Raw genomic sequence first — 22,049 nt, 5'->3', positions numbered from 1 at the left:
TCACCTTCTGAACGCTGCCTCCCTTTCGGAAAGCGGATGCAAAGAAAGCGTATTTTTTCCTTACACTCCAAACCTTTTTCCACTCTTTTTTGACATAAAATCTCAAGTGCCTGATTAGGTGGACCAATTTATTTCAAAAAAATACGTAAAAGTTGTTATTCGGTGAATAGAGGTGGGGAAAACGGCTTCAGGAAACGACAGGATGTAAAACCCGGGACAACCCGCTTCAACCGGTGCGCAAATGAAGACTGTTTAGTACTCTATCCCTACTGTATCTATACTTAAAATCCACTTTGGATGTGCTTTTCCGTTGTCGGGCATGCTTCAGGAAACTGTGTGCGGCGCAACAGCGTCTTTTTTTATTCAACTCCGTTGGAGTTGCTTTCTATTCAGGTTGCCAATCCTCCGGCTTCGCCGAAGGTGATGAACATCTTTCCCTGGCGGGAAATTCTTTGACCGGCCAGCCCGCTTTTCGCCTGACGGCGAAGTGGGGGCGAACCTTATTGGAAGAGAACTTAAGAAACATTTCCAACAATAGGAACAACAGAAACCGCGAAGTGCAACCTGGAACTTGAAATTTTGAAACCTGAAACCGAACTTACCCAATCAACACATCCAGTTGGCGGCCTTCTTCAAATTGCTGATTATAGGTTTGTAGTATGCACACTTGCTATAGCAGCATAAGTCCAATGAGTATTATTTTGTATCCCTGTTTTTAAAGTAATGCTCTGATTTTCCCCACAACCTTCCGGCTTTCCGAAAAAGCTTTTTTGTGGCATTTTCAACAGATTTGTTTGCCTTCCGGTAGGTTTCGCTCTCATGTATTTTGTCTGCGGTATCGTCCATAAATTCTTCCGCTTTATCGATCCATTGCTCTGCTTTATCCTGAAAAGTCTTCTCTTCAGGTTTCTTGTTTTCGTCGTTTTCCATAGCTTGATTTTTTTTCCAATAAATTCTTCTACATCTCACTGCCCTGCCATTGCATCGTGTGGTACTTAAGATACAATTGAGGAGCAACTGAGGCTACAAACCGAATCTGCCGATGCTTATTCTTCCTCATCCGGACCTTCAAACGGCTGCACCGTGCATTCATATTCCAGGTTCACAAAATCGTTTTTGGTCAGCCACTTTTCTGAAATCGTCATCGAGTAAGCATCGTCTCCCTCATTTTGCAAGCTCCACACAATTCCTTCAGCCTCGGGAAAGGATGTCCGTCCCTCCAGTTGATCGCTTAGTAAGCGGTTGAGCAAATTGTTGTCTGAAAGGCCGTAACTTAGCGCTTTCAACGCGTTTTCCTTTGTGAGTTCCTCAGAGCCATTGTCTTCGCCCTTTATTTCGAATTGTACGATGTTCACTTTGCCCGGGGGGAACTTTCCGTTGTAGGCTTGGTAAAGCAATTGATTAATGTTGAACAAATCCTGGTGAAGGTCGATCTCGGAATAATTTTCAAAGACCTTCACCCGCAGCATCTCGTGCGAAAGATTATCAATTTGCCCTTCCGCAAGTACATCCGAAAGTTTGTAGTCGAGCAGAATTGCAGCCGCCTCATTGGGTTCGAAGTCGGAAATGGCCATAAAAAGAAATTCCTTCAATTCGGTTGGCTTTAATTGATCCGCATCAGGATACTCAAATCTTGCCAGCAACTCCTTATAGTCGTCGTTGTTCCAGGCTCCTTCCAGTTTATCGGTCGATTTTACATCGTTTATCTTTACGAAATACTTCATTCAAACTGTTATTGGTTTCTACTTTACTAACTCCCGGCTTTGGATAATTGTTTTATTTTTATTGAAATCCAACAACTTCGGTTGACGAATCCGCTAAAAAAGTATTTGAAATCTCGACTTACGACAACGGATTAATATTCCGGGACGCCTCTCCTGACAGGAGCGGAAGATGCGTCTTCAGAGAAGGACAACAGAAACCGCGGTATACAACCTGAAACATGAAATTTTGGAACCTGCAACCAACTCCTGCGGCCGGGCGGAGGCCGGCAGCCGGACGAAGCGGGGCCGGTTGGACGAACGGGAGTGCCGGGGCGATTGGAATGAGCCCCCGGAACGACCAGTGAGAACCCGGGCCTGCAAGTACGCTACAGGCCGCAGACCGTGAAGCCGCCCTAAACACTTTCTGCCTCAGTGGCATATCGCAACCGGTCGCGCAGCATGCCGGGCGTTACATTTTCGAGTTGTCTGAAGGCACGCGACATGGATACGTTGGAACCAAAACCGGAACGGATGGCCACTTCCTCGAGCAAGAGGACGGGCTGACGGGAAAGCAGTCGCTTGGCCTCGTCGACCCGGTACTGGTTAACGAAGGTGTTGAAGTTCACACCGTAACTGCGGTTGATGGCCTGCGACACATACGTGCGGTTGGTTCCCAGCTCCAGGCACAGGTCGGCCAGCTTGAAATCGTTGTTCAACCAGGGCTTCTGCTCCTGAAAAATCGTCCTGATTTTTTTGATAATGGTCGAATCAGGTTCATCATGTCCCTCCAGCCTTACGGCCAGACGGTCGCGCTCATCGAAGAGCGGTTTTTGGCGAAATCCCAGCACACCCAACGCCCAGATAAGCAACCCCAGCAAAAACAGGGGAACCACCAGGTAGCGGTCGTCACCAAATAATTTAACCGGATTGACGGAATAGAAGAAAATGCTGAGAATAGCCATGCCGAAAAAGAGCCCGTTGAACAACCACATCCACTTAAGCCCGATTTTCCCGTAATCGGCAAACCAGTTGACCGCTTCGTAGCGATGCTTTCGAAGCAACCGGAACGACAAAATAAAGTAGAGGAAAATTTGCACAAAGAGGCAAACGATATTGAGGAAACGAACCACCAACAGATAATTCATCAAGGGATTGGAAAAATCGGGGGCGAAGCGGTACTCCGACATGAACTGTACCCGCTCCTGCACATCGAGCATGAGATAGAAAACCGGCGCACTCAGGAAAAAGAAAATGATGGATGGCAGGAAATGAATCCAGGCCCGCACCTTTTTCCCGGGAGGCGACGTGAGTTTTAATATATACGTGTAGATAAACGGGTAAGCCGCCAGTACCGACGAAATGTGCAAACTGTGCAGGTAGGTATAGATTTCGTAATGCTTCTGGAAATAAAAGTAATTGGCCAGAAACAGGAAAGCTGCATTGAGCATGCCCCAACCCAGCCACACTTTGCTGTGATCGTCTTTTCCGGCTGAGAAGAAAAGAACGACCGACAAAATCAACGGCACGTATACCGGGCTTAACAAACCGAGATCGCGAAAAAGTTCCAAAGGCTATCAGGTTAATCGTTTCGATAAAAATACTAAAAAACGTTAATCACAGTCCAATACCCCGCTTCGAACCACAAAGAATAATCTTATCTTTACCGGACACAAAAAAAGTTTAATTGTGCCAGACAGCGTAGTAATTATTCCTACATACAATGAGAAGGAGAATATCGAGCGGATGATTCGCACGGTATTTGGCCTCGAGCATCCATTCCATCTGCTGATTATCGATGACAATTCGCCCGATGGAACTGCCGACATTATTAAACGTTTGATGCCTGACTACGATGGCCGCCTGCACCTGCTTCAACGCGAAGGAAAGTTGGGCTTGGGTACGGCATACATCACCGGTTTTCACTGGGCCATCGAACACGGCTACAACTATGTTTTCGAGATGGATGCCGATTTTTCACACGACCCGAAAGATTTGCTCCGGCTGTACGATGCTGCGGCCAACAAAGGTGCCGATGTCGCCATCGGTTCGCGTTACATCACCGGAATTAACGTAATTAACTGGCCGCTGGGCCGCGTACTGATGTCGTATTTCGCATCGGTGTATGTGCGCACGGTGACCCGGATGCCGGTGATGGACACCACTGCCGGTTTTAAGTGTTACCGGCGCGAAGTGTTGGAAACCATCCGGCTCGATAAAGTGAAGATGAAAGGTTACGGATTCCAGATTGAAATGAAATTCACGGCCTGGAAATTCGGCTTCAACATCGTGGAAGTTCCCATTATTTTCACCGAAAGGCAGGAAGGATCGTCGAAAATGAGCGGCGGTATTTTCGGAGAGGCCTTTTTCGGGGTGATGAAGATGAAGATGAGGAGCTGGTTCCGCTCATACAAACGAACTTAAATTGCCTAAGATACAGGTTAAGAGCAGCTCGCGAAGTTGCTCTTTTTTTATGCCACGCAATAAAATAAAGGAGAAAATAGTTTTAAATTGGAAGCTCGTCATGACAACTGATTAAATCAGGCGCTTTCAAATCCATCGAAAAATGCTTACTTTCAACCGACAACCAGTGGAACACAAGCCACTACCAAATAATTAAAAACAAAATCAATCAAACTCAAAAATGAAGGACATTGTCATCAGGGATGCCAAGGTAGTGAATGAAGGAAAAATCATGAAAGGGACAAGCATCCTGATTCGAAACGGAAACATTGAGAAAATTTTTCGAAAAGAAGTACCGGAAAGTGTGTTGGCGAAAGCCGAAGTCATTGATGCTTCCGGGAAACTCCTCCTACCTGGCGCTATCGATGACCAGGTGCATTTCCGGGAACCCGGGCTTACCCACAAAGCCGAAATTGCTACCGAATCGAGAGCGGCTGTAGCCGGCGGCATCACCTCCTTTATGGAGATGCCCAACACCGTTCCGCAAGCCACCACGCAGGAATTACTCGAACAAAAATATGCCCGCGCTGCCGAAGTTTCGATGGCCAACTACTCGTTTTACATGGGCGCCACCAACGACAACATCGACGAAGTATTGAAAACCGACCCGGAAACGGTTTGCGGTGTGAAAGTCTTCATGGGCTCCTCCACCGGCAACATGCTGGTCGATAACCCGGAGACGCTGGCCAACCTGTTCAGTAAATCGAAGATGCTGATTGCCACCCACTGCGAAGACGAGCCGACCATCCAGGCTAACCTGGCTGCCGCCAAAGAAAAATACGGCGAAGACATTCCGATTAGCGAACATCCGAAAATCCGTAGTGCCGAAGCCTGCTTCCTGAGCACCTCCAAAGCGGTTGAACTGGCGAAGAAGAACGGTGCGCGGTTACATGTACTGCACCTTTCTACCGCCAAGGAGATGGCGCTATTTGATAATCATATTCCGTTGAAGGACAAAAAAATTACGGCGGAAGCCTGCGTGCACCACCTTTGGTTCAGCGATGCCGATTACGAAAAGTACGGCACACGCATCAAATGGAACCCGGCAGTAAAAACAGCTGGTGACCGCGAGGCCGTTTTAAAAGCGGTAAATGAAAACCGCATCGATGTGATTGCCACCGACCATGCACCACACACCGAAGAAGAAAAAAATAATAAGTACCTGAAGGCGCCCTCCGGCGGACCGCTGGTGCAACACGCGCTGGTTGCCATGCTGGAACTGCACCGGAGAGGTGAAATCAGCATCGAAAAAGTTGTCGAGAAAATGTGCCATGCCCCAGCTGAACTGTTTGGCGTGAAAAAGCGCGGCTACATCCGGAAAGGTTACAAAGCCGACCTGGTGTTGGTAGAACCCTCTCGCTGGACCGTTTCGAAGGACAACCTCTTCTACAAATGTGAATGGTCGCCTTTCGAAGGTGAATCGTTCTACTACCAGGTGACCCACACCTTTGTGAACGGTAACCTGGTGTACGAGAATACCAATGCCGACGGAAAAGGAAAATTCAACGAAGAGTTCCGCGGCGAACGTTTAACTTTTGACCGAAGATAAGTGAAACGAAGCCTCTTCATTCTTGCCGCTCTTGTATTCATCTTTTCAGGATGTAGTCAGGAGAAGAAAGAAAAACAAACAGCGGCGACGCCTGCCCCCCAGGGAACGTCGATGGGAAAGATTACGTATGATACCATCATACTGAATCCGAACAAAGATGACACCTGGACGACGGAATGCCTGAGCAAATTAGAACGGAAGAAACTCATCGATGACATCTTCGATGCCGTTTATGCCGGCAAACTGACGGCTATGGATTATTTTACCCGGAAGAAGTATTCCATCCAGGAGGTGAAAGCGATGGAAGCTTCCGGCGAATTTACGCGCGACAAAATCGGGAAAATACAGTTCGACGAGAAGTGGTACTGGGACGAGAAAAACGATCGGTTACGAAAGAAAGTCACCGCGATGACGCTTGGTTACGAAGTCTGGAATAACGATAGTACCCTTCGTGGTCACAAACCGGTTTTCCGGATAGAGTTTAATTGAAATTGAATAATTCAGATAGAATAAAGAATCCCGGCAATTGCTGGGATTTTTTTATTCTCACCTCCTATTCGCCTCCTCTTCAACATCGCCGACAGGCGATAAGTGCGCTGGCCGGTCAAAGTAGGCCGGGCCGGAGTTGGAGGGAGCGGTTTTTGGCGGGGATTCAGGGTTGTGGGTAAGCAAGAAAAAATCGCGAAGCGGGAGGAAGGATCACTTTGACTTCTCCGAAGCATCGGGGCTTTGGGTACTTTTGGAACAAGCCAAAAGTACATATAGTCTTATTCAACCCACTTCGGGGTTGTTAGGAAGAGTCGACTCTCCTGCCCCCAAATTCATTGGGGTGATGAATAGTTATCCGGCGTTGCCGGAATCGACCCACAAAGACCCTAATAACTCACCTTCACCGAAAGCGAAAACGTCCGGGCACGGGGGTACATGTAATTATCCACACCACCGGCCAGTTCCGGGTCCAGCCCCTTGTATCCGCTAATCACGAACGCATTTTGAATATTCGCAGCCACATGTAGATTGAGCTGACTCCCCGAGACATGCTGGAACGTTCTTCCCAGACTAATGTAATCCATCCGGAAGAAACCGGCATTCTGCACGTAATAATCGGAATAAATACGTTTGCCCATGAAATGCGAATCATTCACCGATTGGGAGATGTTCCGGAAGAACCCCGGCGCACTGTAAACATTCAGGTAAGCGCTCTCCGCATCCACGTTGTTATACACATAGTTACCCAATTGCAGACGCCCGGAGAAGGACAAATCCCATTCATGGTTTCGCAGCGAGGATGAAAGGCCCATCATCACATTAGGAGCGACATGCTTGTCATGATAGCGGTTGTCAAGATTACCCCCGTCGGTTTCATTTCCGTTGGCATCCAGGAAAACTCCTTCGACGGGCTGCCCCTTGCTATCATATACCTGGCGAAGAACATAGAATGAGTTGGTCGGGTACCCAACCGTCTGAACGCGCATGTAAGGATCGGGGTTCGTATAGGAAAGTCCATCGTAACTACCGAGTAGTGCCCCGGTGGCCTCGTATACCGAAACCACACTGTTCAAATCTTTAATCTTGTTTTTGTTGTACGAAGCATTAGCATTGATTTGCCATTGCCATTCGCTGTTCGAAATAATGGGGGCGCTGATGGTCAATTCAACGCCGCTATTCCTGATTTTCCCGCCGTTGGTCATCACGTAATTCCCAAAACTACCTCCGGTCGGAGTTGTCATTTTGAGATACAAATCATCGCTTATTTTGGAGTAGAATTCTACCGAGCCCTGAATCCGGCTTTGGGTCAGTGCAAAATCAAATCCCACTTCACTGGAACTCACACTGGCATGCTTAATACCCGGATCAACGGAATAATTAACGAAGCCGGGGATAGGCCAATGAGCACCCGTAGTGCCGAAACCTGCGGTGAAATCGAGCTTCGAAAAAGTCTGACTGTTTTTCAGGAAGGGCTCCTGTTTCAGGTGGTAGCGAAAGGCTCCCAGCATCGACAGGTGGTTCCGGTTCTTATCGTTATAAAAGGAAAAGCCATCCTGTCGTACCGAAACATTGAACGCATATTTATTAGAATGGGAATAGTTCACCCTCACGTACTTCGAGTGCTGATTATCTTCCATGGAATAATCATATGTTCCAATGGTGTAAGTCGCATCCGCTGTGGTTCTGCTAAAATGGTCGGTGTAGGTGTGACGGTAGGAGGAATAACCGGCCGTTGCATCCAGCGTGTTGGCCCCTTCCCCGAGCGATTTCCGGTAGTTCAGGTACAGGTCCCTCTCCTGGTTCTTAAACGTTTCATCGTGAAGTCTGATTTCACCGGACCCGTAGTTTTGGATGGTCCAGGCTGCCGAAGGGTCGGTTATCGTGTGGTCCTTGTTGTCGGTATGGTCCATTCCGTAATTGAATACCACATGCATATCGGGCAGGAAATGCAACCGGTAGTCCACTTTGATATTTCCAATGAGCCGGTTTCGTTTGATTTCGTCATTCTTCTGATTCAGCAAGGCCACCGGGTTCGAAGGATATACCGACGACAATTGTGCCAACGGATCTTGCCACGTAAAATAACCTCCATAGGGACTGCCATCCTTTATGGGACGAGTCGGGTCGAAGGTAACGGCATTCTTCACGGCATTGGGATCAGCAACCCGGTTGTTACTGAAAATCCCATGGGCATTCAGGTCAATCGAGAGTTGATGCTCGAAAAACTCGGGATTGACAGATAGCCCGGCCGTGGTGCGGTCGTACAACGACGTTTTCACAATGCCATTCTGATGTGTATTCCCCAGTGAAAGACGGAAAGGCACGGCGTTGGCTTTGCCCGAAACGCTCACATGATGATCCTGCACGGTAGCGGTACGGTAGATCTCTTTTTGCCAGTCGGTATTACCTGTACCAACTTCACTCACCACTCCCGGATAATCTGTATAATAGGTATTCACCAGATTTCGAAATTCATCGCCCGAAAAGACGGGTACTTTTTTAGGCAGCACCGACAAGCCCAACTGACCACTGTAACTTACTCTCAGTTGATCGCCGCCCCGTTTGGTGGTGATGATGATGGCACCGTTGGCAGCCCGTTCTCCATAAATGGCTACGGCTGAAGCACCCTTCAGTACCTTGATAGCCACAATATCATTGGGATTGATGTCGGGTGGCACCTTTCCCAGCGCCATGCCATCCACCACGACCAGCGGAGCACTGTTGGTAAACAGCGATGTTTCGCCCCGGTTAACAATGGTAAAGTCAGTGCCCGGAGTACCGCTGTTCGACGTGATTTGTAATCCGGCTACTTTCCCCAGGATAAGCTCCCAGGGCGATACGATGTAACCTGTATCGAAGTCAGCCGAATCGAGCGAGACCGCTGAACCGGTCACTTCACGCTGACTAAGCAACGTTTGCTGTGGTTCAGCTGCAACTAGTGTTGAGTCGTTTGCTGTTTGTCCGTTCACCGGAGAAAAAACAAGTAGCTGGAGGCAAATACCCAGCAGGATGGAGGTTTGTTTGTTCATAGATTATGTTGGTTGGTGGATTTAGAGATACCATTTGTTAGTGGCTGGCATTATTTAATTTGCCCTTCATCTTATGATTATCTTTTTCACTAAATATCCATTTTCGGTTTGAATCCTTACAATGTATACCCCCCTCTCCAGGCTACTTAAATTTATTTGATTGCTAATAAGCTGTTTGTTCATCATTAACCTGCCATTCATATCAAAGATTGAGATATTGGATTTGCCCAACAATCCGTTTATTGATAATATGTTGTTCTCCGGATTTAGGAAAATAGTTAAATTGTTTTCAGTATTTTGATTTATCCCTGTGGCTACCAGCGTTATAAATGAAACTTCATTTCCATAGGAGGTTCCTGCAGAATTAGTCGCAAAGGCACGAACATAATATTTTGTATCGGGTGTCAGATTATTTATCGTTGCACTAAATTGTCCTGTCCCTGCTCCGATATAGATTAAACTATCTGTAATGGTTGGGGGCGTTGTTGTACTCCAGCAAACGCCTCTGGCTGTTATCGAATCGTTTCCGTTGTTGGTAACCTCTCCACCGCTAGTGGCTTTAGTGGCTGTAATTTCTGTAATCTCATTCGTTGTTAATGCTGGCAATTGAATGGCTAAAGTGGTAAATGAAACTTCATTTCCGTACGATGTTCCTGCAGAATTGGTCGCAAAGGCACGAACATAATATTTTGTGTTGGGTGTTAGATTATTTATCGTTACACTAAATTGTCCCTTGCCTACTCCGTTATTTATTGAGTTATCCGTAATGGTTGGGTTTTCTGAAGTACTCCAACAAACACCTCTGGCTGTCATCGAATCATATCCGTCGTCAGTAACCTCTCCACCGCCTATGGCAGTAGTTGCTGTAAGTCCGGTAATTTCATTGGTCATTAAAGTCGGCAGATTCGCTAAAGTTGTAAATGAAACTTCATTTCCGTATGATGTTCCTGATGAGTTAGTTGCAAAAGCACGGACATAATATTTTGTGTTGGGTTTCAGATGATTTATCGTTACACTAAATTGCCCTGTCCCCGACCCGTTATAGATTGAACTATCTGTAACGGTCGGTTTCCCGGTTGTACTCCAGCAAACTCCACGAGAATTTACATTCGAACTACCCTCGGAGGTTATTTCGCCAATACATTTTACAGAAGATGAAGTTAAGGAATCTGTGACGTTGATTGTCACTGTAGGCAATATACCATTAATTACCAGTAGTTTCCCATCTGCTGTACTAACCATATATTTCGACTTACCCCAACATATTATCTTATTCACGTTACCACTAAATCCGTTTACACGTATTTGGTCATATTTGAGATAGGTAGTCGCATTATATCTGAATATGTAAATGCTGTCGTTCCAGTAACCTTTTGTTGCAAAACAAACTAAATTTGAGCCTGTATCAAAACAACTTCGAACGGGACCAAATCCTTGAGTGGTAGGTAAGGTTATTTGTGCTAATGGAGATGGTGTGCCTCCCGATAAATCCAGAATAGTTCCATTATCGGAAAGGGCTAAATCTTTATGAATACAAAAATCAATATCAAATCCACCAAATAGATTACCCATATGACTAACCATCCTGACCCCCTGAGAGTCAACTGACATGGTTGAAAGATCATAGCCTGTATTTGAATTATTATAACCAATCAGAGCAGTGGGACTATAATAATGAACAAGGTCGATTGTTGTTGGATAGCTGCTTATTGTATCAGGTAGTTGTATACCATTTTTATAAATACAAACTCCTTGTGCATAACCCTGAGCACGCCGGGCTACTGCTATGACCGAATCGGTACCGGGCTGACAAGATATATTGCCGGCAAAATAAGGACCATTAAAATTATCAGAACCAATAGTAAAGGTTTGTTCAATGTTATGCGTTGAAATATTAAATTTTTTAACATTCTTGGCTCCATCTAATCCAACGTACAGATATTTCATGTCATCTGTTATGGCTATTGGCCTTGGTTCACTTCCTACAAAGTAATAACCTGATAAAGTAGCCGATTCCGGATCGATAAAACCAATTGAATTTCCATGAACATTATCCGTACTCGGTATGGAGACTAAAACCTGTGAATCTAACGAATCATAAACCATATCGTTTACAAATTGATTCATTATTACATAATTCGTCGGTGATTGCGCTATACACTTTGATGCTATTGCCAAAAAGAGAAGAATAGTTAGTTGTTTCATATATGGAAATTGAAATTAGTAGATATCACTTTTATACTTTAATACATTGGATTTGTAATTGCCCATAACGTATGTGTAACCCAACCAGATTGCGTTATTACTATAAATTGTTATTATTTCCTAATTAGGTGTGTAACCCAACCTTTAGCGAATATGGTCTAAGTAATTTCTTCATTCCTTCAGAATACACGATTGGGTTCCTGTAATTACTGAAAGTGATAAAATGCATAATAGCCTGGTCCGTCTTCATTTCTGTTGGTTTAGGGTCCCCTAAAATTAATCATTTCAACCTTTCCGTATTGACCGATCAGGACCTTTTTCCCGAATTGTGTCTCGCCGCTGATGTGGAAATGTTAGTGAATGAGTGTGATAGGGCATGAATGGTGTCCAAAACCTGCTGATAAACATAAGACTAGTCCAATTAAAAGTATATTCAATTGCCACAAATGAAAACTTTTCATGAGAAGATTGCCAAAACGTACGGCGTTGTGCCGCTGACCAAGTTACAGTACATCCTTTCCCGGATGCTGATTCCCTATCTGTTTACGGTGTCCCTGAATGTGATTCTTTTTTGGGTTCAGCCCTTCTTCAGTATCGGATGGGGTGTGAACCTGATACTTTCATTGCTCGCTGCATTGGTGGTTCCGGTGTATGTGCTGGCCATCAATTCCATTGCCGAAAACCGGATGCAGGGAATGGTGTACGTTAAGGCGTTTAATCTGCTGGTACTGGTTCCCATTGTCGCGTTTTTCATTCCCGGCAAATTCAAACACCTCTTTGGTATTTTCCCCACCCACTGGATTTTTCAGAGTGTCAGTAATGCCACGCAAGGACTCCCTTTTGGCTGGATGGCAGCTATCGGCTTTCTATTCTTCGGTGTGCTTTTATGGTGGGTGTCGAAGCTTTTCGTCAGGAAGCATTTCGTGTAAAACGAATTGGATGCAGTTTGGAAGTTGATCGCCGGTTGAACTCCACGCAGCTCAATCGGAAACCTGAAATTACTTTAGTATTATGTCTGGAGTCTGCCATCTAACGTCTTTTTTTCTAACAACAGAAACCATCTTAGCTATAGAAACCTATCTCCCTAATCCACACAAATCCAGTAACCCACACCCATCCGAATTAGTAATATTTTAACGTGACAATCTGATTCAGCATTCGGTTTTTCGGCTACTTTTGCAGCTTACTTCCAGAAATCGATGCAGAGCATTTTCAAACCCAAATTCTTTACCATCCTGAAAGGTGGTTATTCCCGGCAAACGATTGTGAACGATCTGTTGGCCGGTGTGATTGTCGGTATTGTGGCGATTCCGTTGGCGATTGCTTTCGCGGTCGCTTCGGGCGTTTCGCCTGAAAAAGGATTGGTGACCGCCATCGTGGCAGGTTTCCTCATTTCCTTTTTAGGTGGAAGTCGCGTGCAGATTGGCGGGCCTACCGGTGCTTTTATCGTGGTGGTGGCGGGTATCGTTGGTACCTATGGCATCGAAGGCCTGGCGATTTCGACCATGATGGCCGGCGTGATTCTCATTTTATTTGGATTGCTCAGACTGGGAGCGGTGCTGAAATTTATTCCGCGTCCACTCACGGTGGGTTTTACCTCCGGTATTGCCCTGGTGATTTTCACCACACAGGTGAAAGATGCCCTGGGACTGCATCCCGAACATTTACCAGCCGGTTTTCTTCAGAAATGGAGCGTTTACCTGACATCACTCAGCCAGGTGAATCCGGCAGCAATCATCATTACCATAGCGACTATATTGATCACCATATATGGTGGACGGCTTCTGAAACGGATTCCCGGCTCGTTCCTGGCGATTCTGATCATTACGCCCATCGTGGCTCTGTTCCATCTCCCGGTTCATACCATCGAGAGCGTGTTTGGCGAAATACAGGGAACTATTTCGGTTCAGTTCCCACATCTGGACTGGGCTAATTTACAGCATTACATTCAGCCTGCCCTGACCATTGCCATGCTGGGTGCCATTGAATCACTCCTATCGGCGGTGGTGGCTGATGGAATGATTGGCGGACATCACCGTTCGAACACCGAACTGATTGCGCAGGGAGTTGCCAACCTGGCATCGCCGCTCTTTGGCGGAATACCGGCTACCGGAGCCATTGCCCGGACGGCTACGAACGTCAAAAACGGTGGACGAACCCCGTTGGCAGGAATGATTCATGCGGTGACCTTACTGCTCATTATGTTGTTTTTCGGGAAATGGGCCAAGTTGATTCCCATGCCGGTGCTGGCCGGTATTCTGATCGTAGTGGCATATAACATGAGTGAATGGCGTTCATTCCGCTCGGTGTTGAAAGGCTCGAAATACGATGTGTTGGTGTTGCTGACGGTTTTCTTCCTGACCGTATTGGTTGATCTGACGGTCGCCATCGAGGTGGGAATTGTGCTTTCAGCCTTGCTCTTTATGCAGCGGATGGGCAAATTGTCATCAGTGGAACCGATGGAGCAGGATACCGACGTGATCGAGAACTATTCGGCATTGCCCCGCGGTGTGGATGTATACGAAATCAGCGGTCCTTTTTTCTTCGCGGCAGCACAGGAATACCGCGATGCATTGCGAAACATTCACTACAAATCAAACGTGTTGATTCTGCGGATGCGGCATGTTCCTTTCATCGATTCGACCGGGATTCACAATTTCATCGAGCTGTTGAAAGAGATGGAGAAACGGAGTATCCGGGTCATCCTGTCAGGAGTAAAACCGGAAGTACGCAAAGAACTGGGCTTGTTTGGTATCGATGAGATGGTGGGCGAAGAGTATATTTGCGACAGTTTTGCCAATGCACTTAAACAGGCCGGGCTGCATATTGCTTTCACCGAGATGCCGCACGTGCATCAGGTGATGAAGTAAAAGTACACACCAAAAGCAATCAGCAGTAATGCAGCTTCCCAGCGGTCGAGCTTGCGTACCTTACCGGTAAACATGGCGATGAAGAGGAATAATGTTCCGCCAATGAGCAACAGAATGTCTCGGTTGAAGGAAACATCGAATGAAATGGGACGAATGAGCGAACTGATAGCCAGAATGAAAAAGATGTTGAAAATGTTCGACCCGATGACGTTCCCCACAGCAATATCGTTGTTCTTGCGTATAGCGGCTACCACCGAAGTAGCCAATTCAGGCAGCGACGTTCCCGCGGCAACAATCGTCAGGCTGATGATTTGCTCGCTGATGTGGTAATGACGGGCAATATTCACCGCGCTATTAACGATCACCTTTCCACCAATGATAAGGATGACCAACCCACCCAAAATATAGGCTGCCATCTTCCGGTTACTCACCGAAGATGTTTCGGATTCTGCCAATGAATTAAGTCGTTCTTTTTTCACCTGCCGAAAAAGATAGAGCCAGAACAGAGCGAAGAAGAGCAATAGAATCATGCCATCCGTTCGCGAAATCACATCGATTGCATGCCCTGTCCATTGGTCGTTGGCTAGAATCAATAATACCAGTGCAGCCAGCAACGAGAAGGGAATCTCTTTCCACACGGTGGTGCTTTGTACGCTTAGCGGAAGAATAAGGCCTGAAATTCCGAGGATGAGAAACAGGTTGAAGTTGTTACTCCCGATGATGTTCCCCAGAACAATGTCCGGATGATTTTGGAACGCGGCGAAACTATTGACAACCAGCTCCGGTGCCGACGTCCCGAACGAAACAATGGTCAATCCGATGACCAGCTCCGGAATGCGGAAACGGCGCGCCAGTGCCGAGGCTCCAAATACCAGCCAGTCGGCACCTTTGATGAGAAATACCAAACCGAGAATCAATAGCAAAAAACTGGTTGTCATGAGCTGTGTGTATTACTTTTTGTGTGAAACAATCTTTTCTGCCGAAAGGCTCAAAAAGCAAGGCAATTTTATAAAATCTTTTTATGCTTACCGTAAGCCAAACAATAAGTTACCACTGACAGGGACACTTCTTCTGGTACGCATTTGGTCATCCTGAGCGAAACAAATTGGTTTACAAGCCTTAAATCATCCTATTCCGGTATGATATCGTAATGAAATATCTTTCAAATAATAAACGTTTTCTATACATTTGTTGCAATTTTCCGCCATCCACCTATTTTGAGCTAACTATGAAAAAAGGGTCTACTCCGTTTTTACTGTATCTTATTGCGCTTTTTCTGCTGGTTTTTCCTCTTCAGCGAGTTGTTGGGAAAGAGCTTCCCGGTAAGGGAAGAAAAGAAGGTCCGGTGCGTTTGTACCTGGAAGGAAATATCGTTGATTTTAATTACATCCGCCGAAATATTTCGTTTGTCGATTTTGTAAACGACCCGAATGCTGCCGATGTGCATGTAATTGTCAAGAAGCGGACCACCGGAAGTGGCGGTGCCAACTACTCCATGGCTTTCTACAGCGTCATGTTCGACCAAATTGGCGATTTTACTTTGAACTGCAATACCTACCCGTCGCAAACCTGGAACGAGGTGCGTGATGTTTTTCTTCGTACCCTGAAAATGGGCGTAATGCCATTTGTGAATGAAGCAACCGGCGCTGAATCGGTGAATATCAAAGGAAATAAAAAAGATACCGCTTTCGCGGACACCAAACCATTGGTTGACCCGTGGCACAACTGGGTGTTTCGCATCCAGGGAAACGGCGGGCTGAGCATGGAGGAACGGAAGAAGAACTTCGACTACTCGTTCTCAGGACGTGCCTCTAAAGTGACCGAGGAATGGCGGGTGCGGAATAACATCAATTACTCCAGCCACATCCGCGAGTATAAAAAAACGGTAGAAACCGATACCTCAACCTACGATGAGACGGTCCGAACAGAAAATATTTACAAGGGTTTTTCATCCAGTGTTGTCAGGAGTTTATCGGACCGTTGGTCGTTCGGCGGATTCTTCAATCTGTATTCCAGCACCTATCGTAATATCAAGTATTCCTACAGCCTGAAACCGGCAGTTGAGTATAACTTCTTTCCGTGGGACGAAGCGGATAAACGCACCTTCACGGTTGCTTATTATGCCGGCGGCGAAACGGTGGGCTACAATGAAAAGACCATTTTCGATAAAACAAAGGAGTGGTTGTGGAAACATACCCTCGCGGTCGATTTCGAGATGGTGCAGCCCTGGGGCGGTATCGAAGCAAGGGTGCGGGGAAATCAATACCTGGAAATGCCCGAGAAGTACAGTCTGCAATTCAATACCGGCATTAATTTCCGGGTAGCCAAAGGCCTTTCGGTGAATTTCGGTTTCAATGCCGAAAGCATTCATGACCAATTGTATCTGCCGTTAGGTGATATTTCAGACGAGGACTTATTACTGAACACGCGCAAACTGCCCACATCGTTCGAGATTTCGAGCGGCATCGGGCTACGTTACCAGTTCGGTTCGATATTCAACAGTGTAGTAAATACCCGGCTGTAGTGGAGCCGGGTTATATGTGTGGGCAAACAGCTTATTCTCCCTTATTGAGAAACTTTTCGTAAACCTCCATGTTGCGGTTAATGTGTGCCTGCATACGTTCCGAAGCACGTTCACCGTCTTTTTCCCGGATAGCATTCACAATTTCCTTGTGATAGCCCAGGGTAATTTCCTTTTCCCCTTCGATGCTACCGTAAATCAGATTGCGCATACGCGGAAGCAGGTTGTGAATGGGTTCCATGGTTACGATGGCAATTGGGTTACCAGTGGCACGGGCCAGCAAGATATGAAACCGGTTATCGATATCCGATTCTAACTGGGTATTATCCGGATCGCACTTATCGAACTCAAGCAGGTTTTTCTCCATCTGTTTGAGATCTTCTTCGGTCCGGTTTTGGGCAGCCATCATCGTAATCTGAGGTTCAAATGCTTTTCTTACCTCTATAATCTGCTTTATCAGGTTATTGTCGAACTTCAGGTCGTAATACAGATTTAGTGATTGAATAGCATCCTGCATTCCCAACTTGGTCACGTACATTCCGCTACCTTTCCGGATTTCGAGGAGACCGCGGGCACTTAAACGTCTCAACGCTTCACGCAAAGCCGTACGGCTGACAGCAAACATTTCGCATAATTCACGCTCGGAGGGAAGACGGGAACCAACTTCCAGTTTCTTATCACGGATAGCCTTCTCGATATTCCGCTCGATTTTCTGGCTGAGGGTCTGAGTTGTTCCAATCTTTTTAAAAATCTCGTCCATGGTTCGGTTTTAGTGAGAATACAAAGTTACTCAAAATATAACATACATATGACCAGTTACTAAATGCAGCAAAATTTATTGCATTAATTTAAATTCAGTCCCGTTTATCTGTATGAGTGGCGAAAGAGCACTTTCGTTGTTTAATCTGTCGATAGTTGATACGCGGAAACATTCGTCAACCAGCTTATTACGCATAGACGGAGGAATAAACAGCTGACGTTGTTCCGTTACTTCAAAAACGTCGGTTATCGGATTGTTTCCCGTCGTATCTTTTTTTACCCGATAGACCACATAATGGACACGATCGTCATTATAGTTAGCCGGCAGCTTCCATTTCAGCCAGGTACCATTAATGGTCGACTCGAGCCGGAAATGGCCCGGAACGGGTGGAGGAACACTATCGAGCCAGGCCATCTTGGGAACAATAGCCGGTTCTTCTTTCAGCTCCTGTCGCAAACGGCTAACCTGCTCCTGGCTCAAATCGAGCAAATGCGAAGCACTGAAAAAGGCAAAGCCACGGGCATTGTTCATCTGCCGGGCAATATCGATTTGCTTCTCTATTTCATTGGGGTCCTGCCATCCGGGTGCCGAGCTGGCAGCCTTATAAAGTGCTTGCCCGAAGTACAGATGTCGCTTATCGACATTGTTATTCCACCAGCGGGCCAGCGTATCGAAATCGCCGTAAGCATTTCCTCTCTCCCAGTACAACTGGGGAATGATGTAATCCACCCAGCCGTTCTTCACCCATGTACGGGCATCGGCGTATAAATCGTCGTAGGAGGATAATCCGCATTTCCCGGCGGAGCCATCCGGATCAAGCGACAGGTTCCGCCATACCCCAAAAGGGCTGACGCCCAGTTTGACCCAACTCTTTTCCTCTTTTATCTTCTCATTTAACTCACTGATGAACAGGTTAACGTTGTTCCGGCGCCATTCTTTCAACTGGTTGGGGTAATCATTGCCACCGTATTTTTTAAAAGAAGCTTCGTCATCAAAGGTCAGTGATTTTACCGGATAGGGATAGAAATAATCGTCGAGGTGAACGGCATCGATGTCGTAGCGTTTCACCACATCCATAATGATGTTAATGACGTATTCCCGTACTTCCGGAATGCCGGGGTCGAGATAGCTCTTTCCGTTATATTTGACTATCCAGTTACTGTTTTTCCGCAAGGGATGGTTAGGAGCCAGATGGAGATAACTGCTGGCCGTTACCCGGAATGGATTGAACCAGGCGTGAAATTCGAGTCCGCGCTGATGGCAAAGATTAATCGCAAAACGCAGTGGATCGTAATAAGGCGTGGGCGCTTTGCCTTGTTCGCCGGTTAAATAATACGACCAGGGTTCAGTAGGTGATGGATAGATGGCGTCGGCAGCCGGCCTGACCTGGAGAATTACCGCGTTTAATCCGGTATTCTCAATCCGGTCAATCAGATGAATCAGTTCCTTTTGTTGTTGGTCTGCAGGCAGACCCGGTTTAGATGGCCAGTCAGTGTTGTTTACCGTCGCAATCCATATCCCTCTGAACTCCTCTTTCACCAATGGTTTCGCCATTCGGGGGTTCCGGCCCGCTGCCTGAAATGCAATGACCAGAACCAGCAGGAGTGTGGGAAAAGCTTGCCGGGGTTTCATTGTACTAATTGATAATCATAATTTAAACAAATGTAACGAATTATAAAGGTACAAAAAAAGCCTTCCCCGAAAGGAAGGCTGAAACTTATCAACGGATCGTTGAAATCTCTCACGGATAGTATTTAACAAAGGCTTCCATGGCTTCGTACTCGGCCATTCCCAGCTGGTCGTAAAGACTTGCTGTCGCCCTGTTTCGCTGCTCTGCACGTTGCCAGAATTCCCGTTCGTCTTCGCCCATAAACATGGCACCCTCCTTTTGAGATTGGTGACGTAAAATGGCTTCACGTTTCCGGGCCAATTCGATAGGACTAATGGGAACAGCCATTTCAATTTCGTCGGCTTCCCACTCAGCCCAGGCACCACGATAGAGCCAAACCCAGCAGTTTTTCATCCAATCTTTATCGGTCCGCAAGTGCTCGAGTGCAATAAAAATAGTATCGAGGCAAACGCGGTGAGTTCCGTGCGGATCGGACAAATCGCCTGCGGCAAAAATCTGGTGCGGCTCCACCTCATTCAGCAGGTTCATCACGATTTTGACATCCTCTTCGCCAACCGGATTTTTCTGTCGTCTTCCACTTTCATAAAAGGGAAGATCGAGGAAATGGATATGCGAATCGGGAATACCGAAATACCGCAAAGCGGAACGCGCTTCCATCCGGCGAATCAAACCTTTGGCTTTCCGAACGTCCATGATGTCCACTTCATCGTCCTTTTTATTTTTCAGGAACGAAAGAACTTTATCTTTCTGTTCTTTGGCTTTTTCGTTTCCCGGATTATAGAACTCAGCATATTCGTGATGGAAATCGAGGTAACGGGAAATGTATTCATCCGCTACCGCGAAATTACCCGACACCTGGTAAGCAACGTGTACGTCGTGTCCCTGTTCTACCAGGCGAAGTAGCGTTCCTCCCATCGAGATAACATCATCGTCGGGGTGCGGGCTGAAAATGACAATTCGCTTTTTCGCCGGTTCGGCTCTCTCGGGACGGTTCGAGTCGTCGACCTCCGGTTTTCCGCCGGGCCACCCGGTGATGGTATGCTGCAAGTCGTTAAATACCTTGATATTGATTCGGTAAGCCGAACCGACCGTGGCCAGTAAATCACTCAGGCCAAAATCGTTGTAGTCCTTACCGGTCAGCTTCAGGATGGGCTTCTTTGCTTGTTTACACAACCAAACCACCGCTTTCCGTACCAATCTGTCGTCGTTCCAGTCCATGTTGTCGACCAGCCACGGCGTGCGCACCCTAACCAGCTGTGAACTGGCCCCACTGTCGAGCACTACTTTTACATCGTGGTGTTCCTGAATGAAAGAGGCCGGAACATCGCTGTCCGGATCTTCTTCCACGGTTTTCTGGATGACACTGGCTTTCGATTCGCCTAAAGCTACCAATATAATTTTCCGGGACTCCAGAATAGTATCGACTCCCATGGTAATGGCGCGTCGGGGTACGTTGATGAACCCCTGGAATTCGGTGGCTTCTTCCTGCCGGGTGACCGGATCGAGCGTGATAATCCGGGTACGGGTATTCCGTCCCGAACCGGGCTCGTTGAAACCAATGTGACCGGTACGGCCAATCCCCAGCAACATTAAATCGATACCACCTGCTTCCTTAATCTTTTTCTCGTATTCACGGCAGTAATCGTGCACCGAATCGAACATGATCGTTCCATCCGGAATGTGAATATTCTCTTCCGGAATGTCGACATGCTCATAAAGATGACGCTGCATGTAGTTGTTGTAACTGTGGATGGAATGCGGTGACATCGGGTAGTACTCGTCAATGTTGAAGGTAACAACATTGCTAAAGCTCAGGCCTTCTTCCCTGTGCTTACGCACCAGTTCGGCATAAATTCCCAACTGCGTCGAACCGGTAGGCAGCCCCAAAACACATTTTTCCCCTTTCTTTTGTTTCTCTTTAATGAAATCGGCAATCTCATCAGCTACCGCCTGCGAAACATCTTTTCCTTCAGGATAAATGTACGTGGGAGCTTTTTCATATTTCGTGAGCATGTCCCTGTGGGTGAGGTTGGTCGGGGCATACTCGCCAAATCCGTAAAAAACCGGATTGTCGCTCTGCAACTTTTTACTTAAGTCCATGATAGGCTTTCTGGTTTATTTTGAACTAGTAAAAATAAGCGAATCCGGACGTAAAAAAAAAGTTCTTAAAAAGTTTTAATAAGTGATTTTACTTTCTGTTAATGAAACTCTCCGGCTTCGTACCGGCGAAGGATATGTTCGAGCATGGCATCCTCTTCCGGATCGAAATCCGATTTCAGGCTGGAACCCGTTAGAAACGCCAGCGAGTTCCACAGAAAGGCCTGTCCGCCGCCGCGGTACTCTTTCAGCAAATCGTAAGCTGTTTCTCCTGTTTCCCGGTCGATGAGTTTAAGCAACAGCCTCCCCTGGCGAAGGTTCAACGTCTTCAGGGTATCCATGTAAGTTTCCTTGATGTAATGCTGGTACCATTTCATGTATTTTTTCCGGCGGGCAGGGGAAGTATAAACCTGGTCGAGTTCTTTCTTTACCCGGTTCAACTCCTTGCTGACAATCATGGCCAGCGGATACGTTTTTTTCACATCCTCCACCAACTCATCGTATTTCTTTTCCTGATGATGGTTCTTGAATTTAAACGGAGGAATGATGTCAATCGATTTCAGATTGACGTGCAACAGACTATCGCTGGTCAAATCATTCTTGGTCAATACAGTATCAATGTGAGCTGAATAGCTTGTAGCCAAACTATCCTGCGCTGATACCCTGCTGAACAAACCGGTGCTCAGAATCAGACAGACTGTAGAGGTCAGTATTAATTGGTGTATGCGATGCATCG

Annotated in this window: 17 protein-coding genes; 7 read left to right on the top strand and 10 right to left on the bottom strand. The window is 46.6% G+C overall.

The features are described from left to right. Nucleotides 1-297 precede the first annotated feature (297 nt). Nucleotides 298-456 carry a hypothetical protein gene (locus AC060N_RS02205; protein ID WP_463235079.1) on the top strand — a complete coding sequence of 53 codons (159 nt, stop codon included), beginning with the start codon at nucleotides 298-300 and terminating at the stop codon, nucleotides 454-456. 240 nt (nucleotides 457-696) lie between these two features. On the opposite strand, the gene AC060N_RS02200 is transcribed toward AC060N_RS02205, so the two are convergent. The 3 genes from AC060N_RS02200 to AC060N_RS02190 all read right to left on the bottom strand — a co-directional run bounded on the left by AC060N_RS02200 (nucleotide 697) and on the right by AC060N_RS02190 (nucleotide 3,271). Then, nucleotides 697-930, bottom strand: coding sequence for a hypothetical protein (locus AC060N_RS02200; protein ID WP_106541400.1), 234 nt, complete (start codon nucleotides 928-930; stop codon nucleotides 697-699). Nucleotides 931-1,046: 116 nt separating this feature from the next. Beyond that, entirely contained in the window at nucleotides 1,047-1,724 is a 678-nt protein-coding gene (locus AC060N_RS02195; protein WP_479525694.1) for a hypothetical protein, read from the bottom strand. Nucleotides 1,725-2,116: 392 nt separating this feature from the next. Continuing rightward, nucleotides 2,117-3,271, bottom strand: coding sequence for an AraC family transcriptional regulator (locus tag AC060N_RS02190; protein ID WP_479525693.1), 1,155 nt, complete (start codon nucleotides 3,269-3,271; stop codon nucleotides 2,117-2,119). Between the two features lie 118 nt (nucleotides 3,272-3,389). On the opposite strand from AC060N_RS02190, the gene AC060N_RS02185 reads away from it, so the two are divergent. From AC060N_RS02185 to AC060N_RS02175, 3 genes are all read left to right on the top strand, one after another. After that, nucleotides 3,390-4,124 carry a polyprenol monophosphomannose synthase gene (locus tag AC060N_RS02185; RefSeq protein ID WP_479525692.1) on the top strand — a complete coding sequence of 245 codons (735 nt, stop codon included), beginning with the start codon at nucleotides 3,390-3,392 and terminating at the stop codon, nucleotides 4,122-4,124. A 220-nt stretch (nucleotides 4,125-4,344) separates the two neighbouring features. Continuing rightward, nucleotides 4,345-5,712: a dihydroorotase gene (locus AC060N_RS02180; RefSeq protein WP_479525691.1), complete on the top strand. Its 1,368-nt coding sequence runs from the start codon at nucleotides 4,345-4,347 to the stop codon at nucleotides 5,710-5,712. Further along, nucleotides 5,713-6,201, top strand: a complete 489-nt coding sequence (locus tag AC060N_RS02175) for a hypothetical protein (protein ID WP_479525690.1) — start codon at nucleotides 5,713-5,715, stop codon at nucleotides 6,199-6,201. Nucleotides 6,202-6,587: 386 nt separating this feature from the next. Here AC060N_RS02175 and AC060N_RS02170 read toward each other — a convergent pair whose 3' ends face one another. Beyond that, nucleotides 6,588-9,230, bottom strand: coding sequence for a TonB-dependent receptor domain-containing protein (locus AC060N_RS02170; RefSeq protein WP_479525689.1), 2,643 nt, complete (start codon nucleotides 9,228-9,230; stop codon nucleotides 6,588-6,590). Between the two features lie 66 nt (nucleotides 9,231-9,296). Then, nucleotides 9,297-11,357, bottom strand: coding sequence for a T9SS type A sorting domain-containing protein (locus AC060N_RS02165; RefSeq protein ID WP_479525688.1), 2,061 nt, complete (start codon nucleotides 11,355-11,357; stop codon nucleotides 9,297-9,299). A gap of 524 nt (nucleotides 11,358-11,881) precedes the next feature. On the opposite strand from AC060N_RS02165, the gene AC060N_RS02160 reads away from it, so the two are divergent. Together AC060N_RS02160 and AC060N_RS02155 are read left to right on the top strand one after the other, a co-directional pair. After that, entirely contained in the window at nucleotides 11,882-12,364 is a 483-nt protein-coding gene (locus AC060N_RS02160; RefSeq protein ID WP_479525687.1) for a hypothetical protein, read from the top strand. Nucleotides 12,365-12,634: 270 nt separating this feature from the next. Next, complete coding sequence (locus tag AC060N_RS02155; RefSeq protein ID WP_479525686.1) at nucleotides 12,635-14,305, top strand: SulP family inorganic anion transporter; 1,671 nt, start codon at nucleotides 12,635-12,637, stop codon at nucleotides 14,303-14,305. Here the strand turns inward: AC060N_RS02155 and AC060N_RS02150 are convergent. Beyond that, the gene (locus tag AC060N_RS02150; protein WP_479525685.1) at nucleotides 14,290-15,243 is read right to left on the bottom strand and encodes a calcium/sodium antiporter; all 954 of its coding nucleotides are present in this window, start codon (nucleotides 15,241-15,243) and stop codon (nucleotides 14,290-14,292) included. The two genes, AC060N_RS02155 and AC060N_RS02150, sit on opposite strands and share 16 nt — an antisense overlap. A gap of 290 nt (nucleotides 15,244-15,533) precedes the next feature. Between AC060N_RS02150 and AC060N_RS02145 the strand changes: the two genes are divergently transcribed. Continuing rightward, nucleotides 15,534-16,829 (top strand): hypothetical protein, encoded by a 1,296-nt coding sequence (locus AC060N_RS02145; protein ID WP_479525684.1) that lies wholly within the window; start codon nucleotides 15,534-15,536, stop codon nucleotides 16,827-16,829. Between the two features lie 31 nt (nucleotides 16,830-16,860). Here AC060N_RS02145 and AC060N_RS02140 read toward each other — a convergent pair whose 3' ends face one another. The 4 genes from AC060N_RS02140 to AC060N_RS02125 form a co-directional block, all read right to left on the bottom strand. Then, the gene (locus AC060N_RS02140; protein ID WP_106541391.1) at nucleotides 16,861-17,586 is read right to left on the bottom strand and encodes a FadR/GntR family transcriptional regulator; all 726 of its coding nucleotides are present in this window, start codon (nucleotides 17,584-17,586) and stop codon (nucleotides 16,861-16,863) included. A gap of 75 nt (nucleotides 17,587-17,661) precedes the next feature. Continuing rightward, entirely contained in the window at nucleotides 17,662-19,218 is a 1,557-nt protein-coding gene (locus AC060N_RS02135; protein ID WP_463234692.1) for a glycoside hydrolase family 10-like protein, read from the bottom strand. Between the two features lie 109 nt (nucleotides 19,219-19,327). Beyond that, on the bottom strand, nucleotides 19,328-21,316 hold the full coding sequence (gene nagB, locus AC060N_RS02130) for a glucosamine-6-phosphate deaminase (RefSeq protein ID WP_463234694.1): 1,989 nt from the start codon (nucleotides 21,314-21,316) through the stop codon (nucleotides 19,328-19,330). A 98-nt stretch (nucleotides 21,317-21,414) separates the two neighbouring features. Beyond that, a complete protein-coding gene (locus AC060N_RS02125; protein WP_479525683.1) occupies nucleotides 21,415-22,047 on the bottom strand; it encodes a DUF4294 domain-containing protein in 633 nt (210 codons plus the stop codon). Nucleotides 22,048-22,049: the final 2 nt, after the last annotated feature.

The sequence above is a fragment of the Prolixibacter sp. DSM 2831 genome (genome assembly GCF_056493735.1).
The sequence above is the reverse complement of the archived record's forward strand: the minus strand, read 5'-3'. Positions and strand labels throughout refer to the sequence as shown.

Coding starts and splice junctions, on each gene's coding strand:
- AC060N_RS02125 (WP_479525683.1), bottom strand. CDS start 22,047: ATGCATCGCATACACCAATTAATACTGACCTCTACAGTCTGTCTGATT.
- AC060N_RS02200 (WP_106541400.1), bottom strand. CDS start 930: ATGGAAAACGACGAAAACAAGAAACCTGAAGAGAAGACTTTTCAGGAT.
- nagB (WP_463234694.1), bottom strand. CDS start 21,316: ATGGACTTAAGTAAAAAGTTGCAGAGCGACAATCCGGTTTTTTACGGA.
- AC060N_RS02205 (WP_463235079.1), top strand. CDS start 298: ATGTGCTTTTCCGTTGTCGGGCATGCTTCAGGAAACTGTGTGCGGCGC.
- AC060N_RS02140 (WP_106541391.1), bottom strand. CDS start 17,586: ATGGACGAGATTTTTAAAAAGATTGGAACAACTCAGACCCTCAGCCAG.
- AC060N_RS02155 (WP_479525686.1), top strand. CDS start 12,635: ATGCAGAGCATTTTCAAACCCAAATTCTTTACCATCCTGAAAGGTGGT.
- AC060N_RS02180 (WP_479525691.1), top strand. CDS start 4,345: ATGAAGGACATTGTCATCAGGGATGCCAAGGTAGTGAATGAAGGAAAA.
- AC060N_RS02160 (WP_479525687.1), top strand. CDS start 11,882: ATGAAAACTTTTCATGAGAAGATTGCCAAAACGTACGGCGTTGTGCCG.
- AC060N_RS02170 (WP_479525689.1), bottom strand. CDS start 9,230: ATGAACAAACAAACCTCCATCCTGCTGGGTATTTGCCTCCAGCTACTT.
- AC060N_RS02145 (WP_479525684.1), top strand. CDS start 15,534: ATGAAAAAAGGGTCTACTCCGTTTTTACTGTATCTTATTGCGCTTTTT.
- AC060N_RS02195 (WP_479525694.1), bottom strand. CDS start 1,724: ATGAAGTATTTCGTAAAGATAAACGATGTAAAATCGACCGATAAACTG.
- AC060N_RS02135 (WP_463234692.1), bottom strand. CDS start 19,218: ATGAAACCCCGGCAAGCTTTTCCCACACTCCTGCTGGTTCTGGTCATT.
- AC060N_RS02150 (WP_479525685.1), bottom strand. CDS start 15,243: ATGACAACCAGTTTTTTGCTATTGATTCTCGGTTTGGTATTTCTCATC.
- AC060N_RS02165 (WP_479525688.1), bottom strand. CDS start 11,357: ATGAATCAATTTGTAAACGATATGGTTTATGATTCGTTAGATTCACAG.